This is a genomic window from Streptomyces sp. NBC_00846, from assembly GCF_045207325.1.
Taxonomy (GTDB): Bacteria; Actinomycetota; Actinomycetes; order Streptomycetales; family Streptomycetaceae; genus Streptomyces.
This window is the reverse complement of the sequence record NZ_CP108846.1, coordinates 4,635,845-4,648,694: the sequence shown is the minus strand read 5'-3', so window position 1 is coordinate 4,648,694 and position 12,850 is coordinate 4,635,845. Positions and strand designations below refer to the sequence as shown.

The 12,850-nt window shown below is 71.0% G+C and carries 10 protein-coding genes and 1 riboswitch; of the genes, 5 read left to right on the top strand and 5 right to left on the bottom strand.

Annotated features, from left to right (window positions below):
* Positions 1–137 precede the first annotated feature (137 nt).
* Positions 138–551, bottom strand: coding sequence for a cobalamin B12-binding domain-containing protein (locus OG936_RS21555; RefSeq protein ID WP_266748044.1), 414 nt, complete (start codon positions 549–551; stop codon positions 138–140).
* A gap of 466 nt (positions 552–1,017) precedes the next feature.
* Here OG936_RS21555 and OG936_RS21550 point away from each other — a divergent pair, with 466 nt between their 5' ends.
* The gene (locus OG936_RS21550; RefSeq protein ID WP_406496729.1) at positions 1,018–1,911 is read left to right on the top strand and encodes an esterase/lipase family protein; all 894 of its coding nucleotides are present in this window, start codon (positions 1,018–1,020) and stop codon (positions 1,909–1,911) included.
* Between the two features lie 360 nt (positions 1,912–2,271).
* On the top strand, positions 2,272–3,897 hold the full coding sequence (locus OG936_RS21545) for a M23 family metallopeptidase (protein WP_406496727.1): 1,626 nt from the start codon (positions 2,272–2,274) through the stop codon (positions 3,895–3,897).
* A 76-nt stretch (positions 3,898–3,973) separates the two neighbouring features.
* Here the strand turns inward: OG936_RS21545 and pcrA are convergent, their stop codons facing one another.
* Positions 3,974–6,418 (bottom strand): DNA helicase PcrA, encoded by a 2,445-nt coding sequence (gene pcrA / locus OG936_RS21540; protein ID WP_266748041.1) that lies wholly within the window; start codon positions 6,416–6,418, stop codon positions 3,974–3,976.
* Positions 6,419–6,698: 280 nt separating this feature from the next.
* Positions 6,699–6,865, top strand: a riboswitch (cyclic di-AMP (ydaO/yuaA leader).
* Between pcrA and OG936_RS21535 the strand changes: the two genes are divergently transcribed.
* Positions 6,864–8,069, top strand: coding sequence for an NlpC/P60 family protein (locus OG936_RS21535; RefSeq protein WP_406496725.1), 1,206 nt, complete (start codon positions 6,864–6,866; stop codon positions 8,067–8,069). Its footprint overlaps the riboswitch before it by 2 nt.
* Before the next feature lie 175 nt (positions 8,070–8,244).
* On the opposite strand, the gene OG936_RS21530 is transcribed toward OG936_RS21535, so the two are convergent.
* Complete coding sequence (locus OG936_RS21530) at positions 8,245–8,598, bottom strand: hypothetical protein (protein ID WP_406496723.1); 354 nt, start codon at positions 8,596–8,598, stop codon at positions 8,245–8,247.
* Positions 8,599–8,953: 355 nt separating this feature from the next.
* Between OG936_RS21530 and OG936_RS21525 the strand changes: the two genes are divergently transcribed.
* Positions 8,954–10,000: an NlpC/P60 family protein gene (locus tag OG936_RS21525; protein ID WP_406496722.1), complete on the top strand. Its 1,047-nt coding sequence runs from the start codon at positions 8,954–8,956 to the stop codon at positions 9,998–10,000.
* Between the two features lie 40 nt (positions 10,001–10,040).
* Positions 10,041–10,814: a GNAT family N-acetyltransferase gene (locus OG936_RS21520; RefSeq protein WP_406496720.1), complete on the top strand. Its 774-nt coding sequence runs from the start codon at positions 10,041–10,043 to the stop codon at positions 10,812–10,814.
* A 31-nt stretch (positions 10,815–10,845) separates the two neighbouring features.
* Here the strand turns inward: OG936_RS21520 and OG936_RS21515 are convergent, their stop codons facing one another.
* Together OG936_RS21515 and OG936_RS21510 are read right to left on the bottom strand one after the other, a co-directional pair.
* Positions 10,846–11,541 (bottom strand): LuxR C-terminal-related transcriptional regulator, encoded by a 696-nt coding sequence (locus OG936_RS21515; protein WP_383753140.1) that lies wholly within the window; start codon positions 11,539–11,541, stop codon positions 10,846–10,848.
* Positions 11,525–12,826 (bottom strand): PspC domain-containing protein, encoded by a 1,302-nt coding sequence (locus OG936_RS21510; RefSeq protein WP_406496718.1) that lies wholly within the window; start codon positions 12,824–12,826, stop codon positions 11,525–11,527. The genes OG936_RS21515 and OG936_RS21510 overlap by 17 nt, the downstream gene beginning before the upstream one ends.
* Positions 12,827–12,850: the final 24 nt, after the last annotated feature.

The following is a 12,850-nucleotide window of genomic DNA, read 5'->3' as shown; positions in this document are numbered from 1 at the left end:
CCGCCGGGGTCAGTGGGCCAGGCCGGTACACCAAACCGATGCGCCACGCCGGCGGGCCAAGTACCCAGGCCGGGCTGCCGAGCCCGGCAGCACCGGTGCCTGGGCCCGGCGGGCCCGACGGGCCCGGGTGGTGGGGATCAGGCTTCCGCGGGGTGGCGGACGTTTGCGTTGACCCAGTCGACGATCGACGCCGTCGTCGCACCCGGGGTGAAGATCGCCGCGACACCCTGCTCCTTCAGCGGCGCGATGTCCGCCTCCGGGATGATGCCGCCGCCGAAGACCTTGATGTCCTCCGCCTCGCGCTCCTTCAAGAGCTCGATCACCTTGGCGAAGAGCGTGTTGTGCGCGCCGGAGAGGATCGAGAGGCCGATCGCGTCGGCATCCTCCTGAATCGCGGTGTCCACGATCTGCTCGGGCGTCTGGTGGAGCCCGGTGTAGATGACCTCCATACCGGCGTCGCGCAGCGCCCGCGCGATCACCTTGGCCCCGCGATCATGGCCGTCCAGGCCCGGCTTGGCCACCACCACACGGATCGGACCGGTCACACCCATCACTGCCTCCACATGCGTCTCCCGTGCCTGAAGGGCCAGGGATGTGAACGAACGTTATCGACAGCATCCCGCAACCCGCCGTTTCGCGGTGGACAGGGAGGGGGAAATCACACGTGGGACGTGTTCACCGGGCGCCGTTTCCCTCCATGCGGCACACCAGCCGTGCGGGACCGGCCGCCAGGGGAGCCGCAACGAGGTCGCCGTACCACCGCGCCGCCAGCCGCGCGGCACGGCGGTACGGACCGCCGGGCCCGTCGGTATCGGGTCCGACGGCCGGTGGTTCACGGATGACCATCGATCGCCACGGGCCACCACGGGTCACTACCGGTTGCCACCGGCAAGCAGGGGCCCGCCCATCGGGACCAGACCCCGGCCGGGCCGACCACCAGCACCTCCGCAACGGCACCCCACAAGGGCATACGGGGACCGGAGCCGCCTCCCCGCTTGCCGAAGCAGGAGGTCGGCCATGCAGATCCCGCCTTTCCCACCGCAACTGCTGCGCCGGCCGTGTCCCTGCCACACCCGGCTGCCGTCCGCGCTGGTCAAGGCCACCGCGCTCGAACTGGTGGTTCTCGCCGGGCACGTACTCCTGTACCCCACCGGCATCGCCGGGGAGCGGCGGCCCACGCCACGCCCGGCCGGACCACCCGCCGGTACCTCGCCCGCCCGGACGCCGGCCCTGCCCGCCGAGGGCAGCGAGCGGCCGCCCGTCGTGCTCCTGCACGGTTTCATCGACAACCGTTCGGTCTTCGTCCTGCTCCGCCGCTCCCTCACCCGGCGCGGCCGGCACCATCTGGAGTCGCTCAACTACTCGCCGCTGACCTGCGACATCCGTACGGCGGCCGAGCTGCTCGGGCGGCACATCGAGGAGATCTGCGCCCGCACCGGACACCATGAGGTCGACATCGTCGGGCACAGCCTCGGCGGTCTGATCGCGCGCTACTACGTGCAGCGACTGGGCGGTGACCAGCGGGTCCGCACCCTCGTCACGCTCGGCACGCCGCACGGGGGCACGGCCGTCGCGCCGCTGGCCGACGCTCACCCCATCGTGCGCCAGATGCGTACGGGCTCCGCACCCATCGAGGAGCTGCGCAGACCGGCGCCCGGCTGCCGCACCCGGTTCGTGAGTTTCTGGAGCGAACTGGACCGGATGATCGTCCCCGCCGAGGCTGCCCGCATCGACCATCCGGATCTCGACGCGCTGAACGTACGCGTCAGCGGCATCGGCCATCTCGCGCTCCCGGTGCACCCGACCGTCGCCACCGCGATCCGGCAGGCACTGGAATCCGGCGCATCGTCGACCGAAACCGTAGGAACTTCCGGAGCCGAGGGAGATTCCGAGGCCGGAGGAGCCGCCTGAGCCGGGGTGGTGCTGCCGCCTCGCCCACCGGGCAGGTTCTGGCGTGGGTCGCGTCGACGGCCGGGACACCGGGCCGACGGGCCGGGACACCGGGCACTCGAACTTCGATGGCGCAGCCACCCCACCGGCCTCCGCCGCACCACACGAATAGAACTGGTTTCGAACATAGAGCCAAGGCTGTGTAGACAGTCCGTCGAAAGGCGGCCGATTGCCCGTTTCCCGAGCCGCCCGAACCTGTCGAAGATTGTCGACGTCGCGTACCGCCGGGTACAGTCGCGGCCACCACTCCCCCCTGGGATTCGGAATTCCCCCACCGGACCCCAGCACACAGGTCCTGCTGCCGAGGCGAGAGAGAAGTTGGTGAACGACCAGCACCCCCACGCCGGGTTCGCCGGATACGACAGCCAAGCCACCGGCAGCTTCGACAGCGATCCGCTCTTCGGCTCCCTCCCCGGTCACTACGACGGCGCGTACGACAGCGGCTACGACACCCAGCAGGCCGGATACAGCGGCCAGTACGACTCCACACAGTGGGACACGGGCGCGCACCCGACCACCTCGTACGACACCTACGCCCCGTACACGGCACAGCCCGAGCAGCAGCAGTACGCCGCAGGTCCGGCGTACGACACCACAACGACCTGGGCCACCACCGCCACCGCCACCTTCGCCGGCGTTCCGGCACAGGGCGGCGACCCGGACACCACGGGCCAGTGGGAGACCAACGGCTGGCACCAGACCGGCCAGTGGGCGACGACCGGCACGGCCGTCCACGACACCGGCGCGTACGACGCCACCGCCTGGAACACCGGCGCCACACCCGAACACGAAGAGCAAACCGCGCAAACCGCGCAGACCGCACAGGTCTTGCACGAGGCACCAGCGGCACACGAGCCGCACGAGGCGTACGAGGCGTACGACGCACACCTTCCGTACGACCCGTACGCCCCGTACGAGGCCCACCGCACCGCCGAGTTCAGCCTCCCGGAGACGGACTTCGACACCGACGGGCACGAAGCCACCGCCGAGGCCACCGCCGAAGCCGCCGAGGCCGCCGAGGCCGCCGAGGCCGCCGAGGCCGCCGAGGCCGCCGAGGCCGCCGAGGCCGCCGAAGTTTCCGAAGTCACCGGCGGCGACAAGACCGCCGCCGCGACCCGCGACACAGCGCACCCCGACACCGCCGACGCCGCCCCCGATGCCCACCGCCCCCTCGGCCGCTCCGTCACCCGCGGCACCGGCGGCCGTAGCCGGCGGCGTTCTCCCGCGAAGCGTTCCGCGCTCCTCACCGTCGCCGTTCCCTCCGCCTGTGTAATGAGCGTGGCCGGTATCGCCGCGGCCTCCGTCGGCGGACTGGGCGGCGAGGACAAGAAGGACGACAGCACGACCACGATGGCGGCCGCCGACCCCGGCTCGGTCAAGTCGGTCGCCGCCAACAACAAGCTGGACACCCAACTCGCCAATCTCAGGGCCGACGCAGAGAACTTCGGCGACCGCGTCAGCCGTACCCAGGAACGCATCGATCTGCGCGAACGGCAGGCCGCCGAGAAGAAGAAGCGCGAGGAAGAGGCCGCCCGCAAGGAGGCGTTGCGCCCCAAGTTCGTGATGCCCGTCGCGGAGCACGGCCTCAGCGCTTATTTCGGCCAGGCGGGCGTCAACTGGATGTCCGTGCACACGGGCATCGACTTCCCCGTCTGGTACGGCACGCCCGTGATGGCCGCGACCGACGGCACCGTACGCACCCAGTGGAACAGCGCCTACGGGAACATGGCCATCGTCACCATGGCCGACGGGACCGAGACCTGGTACTGCCACCTCAGCAGCACCAGGATCCGCTCGGGCCCGGTCAAGGCCGGTGACGTCATCGCGTACTCCGGCAAGTCCGGGAACTCGACCGGCCCGCACCTGCACTTCGAGGTGCGGCCCGGTGGCGGTGCGGCGATAGACCCGCTCCCCTGGCTCCGCAGCCACGGCGTCGACCCCACCTGAGCCACCGCGCACCACGGACCCGTCGGCGGCCGGAGCAACAGCCCCGGCCGCCCGCACATCCGCCCTTCCGGTCGGCCTACAGCTTCTCGACCGGCGCGTACCGCAGCAGCAGCTTCTTCGGCCGCTCGTCCCCGAAGTCGACCGTCGCCTTCGCCTGGTCGCCGAAGCCCTCGACGGCCGTCACCGTGCCGAGCCCGAACTGGTCGTGCGTGACCCGGTCCCCCACGGTCAGCGTGATCGTCGGCTTGTCGGAGGTCCGCCGGGTCGCGAAGCCCGAGGGGCCGGAGCGCGAACGGGACGACGACAGCGACGAGGTGATCCCCGACGTCGGTCCGGCCGGGGCCGCCATCGGCCCGGTCCGCTTCCACTCCAGGTGCTGGTCCGGGATCTCCTCCAGGAACCGCGACGGCGGGTTGTACGAGGGCTGCCCCCACGCACTGCGCATCGCCGCCCGGGTCAGATACAGCCGCTCGCGGGCCCGGGTGATGCCTACGTACGCGAGCCGCCGCTCCTCCTCCAGCTCCTTGACCTGGCCGAGCGCCCGCATGTGCGGGAAGACGCCGTCCTCCATGCCGGTCAGGAAGACCACCGGGAATTCGAGGCCCTTCGCGGTGTGCAGCGTCATCAGCGTGATGACGCCGGAGCCGTCCTCGTCCTCGTCGGGGATCTGGTCGGAGTCGGCGACGAGCGCGACCCTCTCCAGGAACTCGGCGAGGGTGCCCGCGCCTTCCTCGCCGGCCTCTCCCCGCTCCTGCTCGAATTCGAGGGCGACGGCGGCGAGTTCCTGAAGGTTCTCGATGCGGGTCTCGTCCTGCGGGTCGGTGGACGCCTGGAGCTCGGCGAGATAGCCGGTCCGCTCCAGGACGGCCTCCAGGACCACCGCCGGGCCCGCGCCGGACTCGACGATCGTGCGCAGCTCCTCCATCAGCGTGTTGAACCGCTTGACGGCATTGGCCGACCGGGCCGCCATGCCGTACGCCTCGTCGACCCGGCGCAGCGCCTGCGGGAAGGTGATCTTCTCGCGCATCGACAGCGCGTCGATCATCGCCTCGGCACGGTCGCCGATGCCGCGTTTGGGCACATTGAGGATGCGGCGCAGCGGGACGGTGTCCTCGGGGTTGGCGAGGACCCGGAGGTAGGCCAGGACGTCCCGGACCTCCTTGCGCTCGTAGAAGCGCACGCCGCCGACGACTTTGTAGGGCAGGCCGACACGGATGAAGATCTCTTCGAAGACCCGGGACTGCGCGTTCGTACGGTAGAAGACCGCGACGTCGCCGGCCTTGGCGTCGCCCGCGTCGGTCAGCCGGTCGATCTCGTCGGCGACGAACTGCGCCTCGTCGTGCTCGGTGTCGGCGACATAGCCGGTGATGCGGGCGCCGGTGCCGGCGTTCGTCCAGAGGTTCTTGGGGCGGCGGCTCTCGTTGCGTTCGATGACGGCGTTGGCGGCGGACAGGATCGTCTGCGTGGAGCGGTAGTTCTGCTCCAGCAGGATCGTGGTCGCGTCCGGGTAGTCCTCCTCGAACTGGAGGATGTTGCGGATGGTCGCGCCGCGGAAGGCGTAGATCGACTGGTCCGCGTCACCGACGACGCACAGCTCGGCGGGGGCGTCGGCCTCGCCCGCCGGGCCGACCAGTTCGCGTACGAGGGTGTACTGGGCGTGATTGGTGTCCTGGTACTCGTCGACGAGGACGTGCCGGAAGCGGCGGCGGTAGTGCTCGGCGACGTCGGGGAACGCCTGGAGCAGGTGGACCGTCGTCATGATGATGTCATCGAAGTCCAGCGCGTTGGCCTCGCGCAGCCGGGACTGGTACATCGCGTAGGCCTGCGCGAGGGTCTTCTCGAACCCGTCGGCGGCCTGACCGGCGAAGGTCTCCTCGTCGATCAGCTCGTTCTTCAGGTTGGAGACCTTGGCCGTGAACGACTTCGGCGGGAAGCGCTTCGGGTCGAGGTCGAGATCGCGGCAGACCAGGGCCATCAGCCGCTTGGAGTCGGCGGCGTCGTAGATCGAGAACGATGACGTGAAGCCGAGCTTCTTCGACTCGCGGCGCAGGATGCGTACGCACGCGCTGTGGAAGGTCATGACCCACATGGCGTTGGCGCGCGGTCCGACGAGCTGCTCGACGCGCTCCTTCATCTCGCCCGCGGCCTTGTTGGTGAAGGTGATCGCCAGGATCTGGCCGGGGTGCACCCCGCGCTCGGCGAGGAGGTGGGCGATCCGGTGGGTCAGCACCCGCGTCTTGCCGGAGCCCGCCCCGGCGACGATGAGCAGCGGGGAGCCCGCATGGACCACGGCGGCGCGCTGCTCGGTGTTCAGCCCGTCGAGGAGCGCCGCGGGGTCGATGACGGGGCGGTGCGCGCCGTCGCGGTAGTACGCCTCCCTGGGCGGCGGGGGCCCGTCGAATACGCCCGCGAAGAGGTCCTCCGGCACCGCTTCGGGTGCGGAGTCCTCGGGGGGCGGCGGGGGCTCTTCCTCCGAGTGCTGGAGGCCGGCCAGGAAGCTGTCGTCAAAGAGGCTGCTCATCGCTTGTCGAGTCTAGGCCGCCGCACCGACACACGACGGCCGCATGCCGAACCGGACCCGGACCGCAGGACCGGCCCCACCCCCTGCCGGGCACGCAAAGAGAGCGGACACCCACTCGCGGTGAGGAATTCCGGGCCCCCTGTCCGCGCCCGCCGCCCCACTTCGCCGAGGTCACGAAGATGTATCGGGCATATCGAACATCAACCTTCACAGCAGCACCACGGGTTGGCTAGCGTGCTCGTCCGGGCGGCCCGTACCCCCAGAGGCGAACCACGCCGAGCGGGCGCCCACGCCGAATCCGGGCTGCCCTCAAGGGAGTTCGGAACCGGGGACCCACACGCATGTACCGGGGTGAATCGGTCCTTGTCCCCCACGCGGACCGTAGGGCAGCCTTCCGTTCCGCCCGAACCCGACAGCTAACCCGGTAGGCGGTCCACGGAAGGAGATGCCGGCCTTGGCATCGCATCGCAAGCCGCGCACCCGGGTGCGCACCACCACACCGGCCGTCGGGCTCACGACGGCGGCACTGGCGTCCGTGACCCTGCTCTCCACGCAGAGCGCGATGGCCGCCCCCGCTCCGAAAGCCGGCATCGAGGACGTCCAGAAGCAGGTCGACGACCTCTACCGGCAGGCGGGCACCGCGACCCAGCAGTACAACCAGGCGAAGGAGGCCGCCACCGCCCAGCGCACCAAGGTCGACGCCCTGCTGAACGATGTCGCCAAGCGCGCCGACCAGCTCAACGAGGCCCGCAGGACGCTCGGCACGTACGCGGCCGCGCAGTACCGCAGCGGCACCATCGCACCGAGCGCCACCTTCTTCCTGGCCGACGACCCGCAGTCGTATTTCGACCAGAACCAGCTGATGAACCGGATGACCAGCCGGCAGCAGAAGGCGATCACGGACTTCCGTACGCAGCAGACCAGGGCGGCGAAGAAGCGTGCCGAGGCGGTGCAGAGCCTGGAGACGCTGACCACGACGCAGACCACGCTGCGCACCAGCAAGCAGGACGTCCAGAAGAAGCTGGGCGAGGCGCGCGCGTTGCTGTCGAAGCTGACCGCCGAGGAGAAGGCGCGGCTCGCGGAGCTGGAGCGGAAGAAGGAGGCGGAGGCCCGGCGCAAGGCGGAAGAACTGGCCAAGCAGCAGGCCGCCGCCAAGGCGGAGGCGGACCGCAAGGCCGCGGAGGCCGCGAAGGCCGCGGATTCCGGCAGCGGTACGGGCACGGGCAGCGGTACGGGCACGGGCACCGGTACGGGCACGGGCAGCGGTACGGGCACGGGCACCGGTACGGACAGCAGCGCCACCACCAAGGCGGAGAAGGTCCTCGCCTTCGCCCGCGCCCAGATCGGCAAGCCGTACGTCTGGGGCGCGACGGGCCCGTCCTCGTACGACTGCTCCGGGCTCACCCAGGCGGCGTGGAAGGCCGCGGGCGTCGACATCCCGCGCACCACCTGGGACCAGGTGAAGACAGGCACCCGGGTCGCGACGGCGGACCTGCGCCCGGGCGACCTCGTCTTCTTCTACGACGACATCAGCCACGTCGGCATCTACAAGGGTGACGGGATGATGATCCACGCGCCGAAGCCGGGGGCGAATGTGCGCGAGGAGTCGATCTACTACATGCCGATCTACGGCAGCGTGCGGCCGGCGTAGCGATTCGCACGGCCATCGGCCGGGGCGCGGGCCGCCCCGCACTCCGGCCGGCTCAGGACCCGACTCTCGGAACCCGGCCCGGCTCGGACCCCGGCTCCCGGAACATCGGCCTCGGTTTACCCGGCCTCAGCTCTCCGGTCTCAGCTCTCCGGCCTGAGCTCTCCGGCCTCGGTCCTCAGGTCCAGAGCGTGGCGATGAAGATGTTGGCGAGCGTCAGCCCGCCCACGGCCGAGAAGGCGCCCTTGTCGACCTTCTCCTCGTCCCGCTTGATGTAGACCAGCGCGAGGATGACGACCAGGAGCAGCAGCTTGACCCCGATCTTGATGTTGTTCACGGGGTGGTCGTCGGCCTGGTTGAGCCCGACCAGTGCGACACCGGTGACCAGCATCGTCAGCGCGCCGTGCAGCATCGCCGGGACGAACCGGGCCGTGCCCGCGCCCATCGCCTTCATCTGGGTCAGGAAACCGCCCAGCAGAGAGGCGATGCCGATGATGTGCAGGGCGACGAAGACATGAATGAGTACGTCCATGAGGCCGCAGCCTAGCCCCACCCATATCACCACTCCGCAGGCAGGTGCGGCTTCCTGCCGCTTCACTCGCGCCTGCACCAATTGCCTTACTCTGTTGTCATTTTTCCGATCAAACAGAGACAGCGCCGCGCCAAAATGAGGCAATAGGCGTCATTACGACTCTTCCCCGTGCCCCGGGTTTAGCGTCCCTGAGCAGGTGACCGTCTTCACCGCCGCTCCGCACCCGGACGGCACACCGGTCACCCCGCCGGGATCCGGCGGCGGGCCGCTCTCCTGTTGGTGACCCGCCGCCGGACCTCCGGCGGGCCCGCCGGTAGTCCCCGACGGGCAGTCGCCAGGAAGGACGCACGCCCCCGTGGCAGCGCACCGGAAACCCAAGCAGCGCCCGTACACCGGCTCTGCTGCCCGCACCGCAGCCACCCTCGCCATCGCCGGGGCCGCCACCGCTGCCGCTCTGCCAGGCTCCGCACACGCCGATCCCCAGCTCGCCCCCGCCCAGGTCAGGGCGGAGGTGGACCGGCTGTACCACGACGCGGAAGTCGCCACCGAGCAGTACAACGGCGCGAAGGAGAAGGCGTCCGCCGCCGCCGATGCCGTCGACACCCTGCGCGACGAGGCGGCCCGCAGGACCGAGCGTCTCAACGCCGCGCGCAACGAACTGGGTTCACTCGCCGCCGCGCAGTACCGCACCGGCGGCCTGCACCCGGCCGTACAGCTGGCGCTCTCCTCCGACCCCGACCAGTATCTGGAGCGCGCCTCGTACGTGGACCGGATCGGCGACCGCCAGACCGCCGAGGTCGACGGGGTGGAACGGCAGGTCGCCCGGATCGCCCAGCTGCGCTCGCAGGCCAAGGGAAAGCTGGCTGCGCTGGCGTCCCGCCAGGCCGAGCTGAAGAAGCACAAGGCGACGATCAAAACCAAACTGGCCGACGCGCAGCGGCTCCTCGCCACCCTGTCCCCGGCCGAGCGCGCCGCCTACGAGAGCTCGGACAGCGCGCGCTCCGCCGACCGTACCGGCCGCAGCACCACACGCGCTCCCGTCCAGGCTCCCAACGCGCGTGCCGCCGAGGCCATCGCGTTCGCGTACGGGGCACTCGGAAAGCCGTACGTCTGGGGCGCGACCGGCCCGTCCTCGTTCGACTGCTCCGGGCTCACCCAGGCCGCCTGGCGCTCCGCCGGCGTCTCGCTGCCCCGGACCACGTACACCCAGATCAACGCCGGACAGCACGTCTCGCGCTCCGAACTGGCCCCGGGCGACCTGGTGTTCTTCTACTCGGGCATCAGCCACGTCGGGCTCTACATCGGCAACGGCCAGATGATCCACGCCCCGCGCCCGGGAGCGCCGGTCCGGATCGCGCCCATCGACCACATGCCCTTCGCCGGAGCGACCCGGGTGGCATAGGCTCCCGGCTTCCGACCGATCGGCAAGAGGACACCCACACATGCCCATGGACGTCGAGGTCCAGACCCACGCCCGCACGCTCGCCCTGCGCTCCCCCGACCATCTGCGGATCGGCCCCTTCACCGTGCGGTACACCCCGGACTGGTCGATCAAGTACGCCAATTACGCGATACCCGACCAGGACGCCGAGCCGACGGCCGAGGACCTCGACGCCCTGATCGCGGCGTTCCGCGAGCGCGCGCGACTGCCTCGGCTGGAGTTTCTGCCCGGCTGGGCGCCCGCGGTCGAACCCGCCCTGCTCGCCGCCGGGTTCACCGTCGAGAACCGGGCCCCGGTCATGGCCTGCGCCCCGGGCGACCTGCTGACGCCGAAGCCGGTGGACGCCCTCACGATCGCCGAACCGGTCACCGACGCGGAGTTCGACGCCGCCGCGCTCGTCCAGCACCTCGGATACGGCGGGACCGGCGAACCCGAGGGCGGCGAGGCTGCCTGGCTGCGCGCGGCGGCCGGCGGCGGCGGGGTCGCGGCCCTCGCCACGGTCGACGGCGTCCCGGCGGGCGCGGGCGGCTGCTCGGTCCCGGTCGACGGCCTCACCGAACTGGCCGGCCTCGCCGTCGCCGACACCTTCCGCCGCCGCGGCATCGGCGCCGCGCTCTCTGCCCACCTGACCTCTACCGCCTTCGAGCGGGACTGCCGGGTGGTGTGGCTGGAGCCGGGCGACGCCGATGTGGAACGGATCTACGCGGGCATCGGCTACCGCCGGGTCGGCGAGAAACTGAACATCTCGCTCGACCCCGACGGTGCGGCAGGCTGAGACCGACCGGTACCGGAACCGGTCCGTCGGCTCAGACCAGCCGTCGCGCCGTCGCCCACCGGGTCAGCTCGTGCCGGTTGGACAGCTGGAGCTTGCGCAGCACCGCCGAGACGTGCGACTCGACCGTCTTCACCGAGATGAACAGCTGCTTGGCGATCTCCTTGTACGCGTAGCCGCGGGCGATCAGCCGCAGCACCTCGCGCTCGCGCTGCGTCAGCCGGTCCAGATCCTCGTCGATCGGCGGCGCGTCCGTGGAGGCGAAGGCGTCGAGGACGAAGCCGGCCAGCCGGGGCGAGAACACCGCGTCGCCGTCCTGGACCCGGAAGACCGAGTCGACCAGGTCGGCGCCGGTGATCGTCTTGGTGACGTAGCCGCGGGCGCCGCCGCGGATGACGCCGATGACGTCCTCGGCTGCGTCCGAGACGGACAGCGCCAGGAACCGCACCGGGTTCTCCACGGCGCCCATCAGCGGGGCGCAGCGGCGCAGTACCTCTACGCCGCCGCCGCCCGGCAGGTGGACGTCGAGGAGGACGACCTCGGGGCGGGTCGCCGTGATGACGGTGACCGCCTGGTCGACGTCGGCGGCCTCGCCGACCACCTCGACGCCCGTCTCCTCGGTGCGGCCGATCTCGGCCTGGACACCGGTGCGGAACATCCGGTGGTCGTCGACGAGCACGACCCGTACCCGGCGCTCCGGGCCCCCGGTCGCCTCAGTGGTCTCCGTCATCGCTCGCCCTCTCCATTTCCAGCTCGACTTCCGTGCCCCCGCCGGGCACCGAACGCAGCCGCGCCGTACCGCCGTTGCGCTGCATCCGGCCGATGATTGATTCTCGTACGCCCATTCTGTCCGCCGGTACGGAATCCGGATCGAATCCCGGGCCCCGGTCGCGTACCGAGACGAAGACCGTGCGGCCCTCGACCTCGGCGTAGACCTGGACGGCGCCGCCCTCGCCACCGTACTTGGCGGCGTTGACCATCGCCTCGCGCGCGGCCTGCATCTGCGCGGCCAGCTTCTCGTCCAGCGGGCAGTCGCCGACGACGACGACCTCCAGCGGGACGCCGTGCTTGTCCTCGACCTCGGCGGCGGCGCGTTTGACCGCCTCGGCGAGGGTCTCGGGTTCGTCGTCCTCGTCCTTGCCGGTGCCCTCGGGGTTGTACAGCCAGTTGCGCAGTTCGCGTTCCTGGGCGCGGGCCAGTCTGCGGACCTCGCCCGCCTCCTCCGCGTTGCGCTGGATCAGGGTGAGCGTGTGCAGCACCGAGTCATGGACGTGGGCGGCGACCTCGGCGCGCTCCTGGGCCCGGATGCGCATCGTGCGTTCCTCGGAGAGGTCCTGGGTCATGCGGACGAGGTAGGGGCCGGCCAGCAGCGCGATGCCGGTGAGGACCGCGATCGCGGCGGTGAGGACGTTGCCGAGCTGGGCCGCGGAGCCGCGTACCACCATGAAGACGGCCAGGCCCAGGCCGACCAGGGCGACCCCGGCCAGCGCCCGGGCCAGGTGCAGGACCCGGCGGCGGCTGCCGACCTCCATCCAGCGGGCCCGCCGGGCGTTGTCGGCCTGCCGCCACACCAGCACGGAACCGGCACCGATCAGCAGCGTGGGCCAGATGTAGCGGTCGGCGCCGCTGCCCATGTCGACGTTGCCGACGAAGATCATGGCGCCGATGAACAGCGCGATGAGGGCGAAGATCTGGCCCCTGTCGGGTTTACGGAGCCGGCGTCTGCCGTCCGGGGCGGTCTCGAAGACGGAGCGCGGCGCCTCCACGCCACCGACCCCGAGCGGGACGACGATCCAGAACACGGCGTAGAGCAGCGCGCCGAGGCCGTCCGCGAAGAACAGGCCGAGGAAGACGAACCGTACCCAGACGACGGGCAGCCCGAGATGCCCGGCGAGTCCACGCGCGACGCCGCCGAGCATCCGTCCGTCGGCGCTGCGGTAGAGCTTGCGCAGCGGCGGCTCCTCAGGGTCGGATCCGGGGGAGCTCGCGGCGGCTCGGGGGGTGGCGGCTGGCATGACCCGATGGTCACATGCCGGCAC

What these genes read in the sequence shown, in the direction of transcription:
- OG936_RS21555 (WP_266748044.1), bottom strand. Translation starts at nt 551, where the DNA reads ATGGGTGTGACCGGTCCGATCCGTGTGGTGGTGGCCAAGCCGGGCCTG.
- OG936_RS21550 (WP_406496729.1), top strand. Translation starts at nt 1,018, where the DNA reads ATGCAGATCCCGCCTTTCCCACCGCAACTGCTGCGCCGGCCGTGTCCC.
- pcrA (WP_266748041.1), bottom strand. Translation starts at nt 6,418, where the DNA reads ATGAGCAGCCTCTTTGACGACAGCTTCCTGGCCGGCCTCCAGCACTCG.
- OG936_RS21535 (WP_406496725.1), top strand. Translation starts at nt 6,864, where the DNA reads ATGCCGGCCTTGGCATCGCATCGCAAGCCGCGCACCCGGGTGCGCACC.
- OG936_RS21530 (WP_406496723.1), bottom strand. Translation starts at nt 8,598, where the DNA reads ATGGACGTACTCATTCATGTCTTCGTCGCCCTGCACATCATCGGCATC.
- OG936_RS21520 (WP_406496720.1), top strand. Translation starts at nt 10,041, where the DNA reads ATGCCCATGGACGTCGAGGTCCAGACCCACGCCCGCACGCTCGCCCTG.
- OG936_RS21515 (WP_383753140.1), bottom strand. Translation starts at nt 11,541, where the DNA reads ATGACGGAGACCACTGAGGCGACCGGGGGCCCGGAGCGCCGGGTACGG.
- OG936_RS21510 (WP_406496718.1), bottom strand. Translation starts at nt 12,826, where the DNA reads ATGCCAGCCGCCACCCCCCGAGCCGCCGCGAGCTCCCCCGGATCCGAC.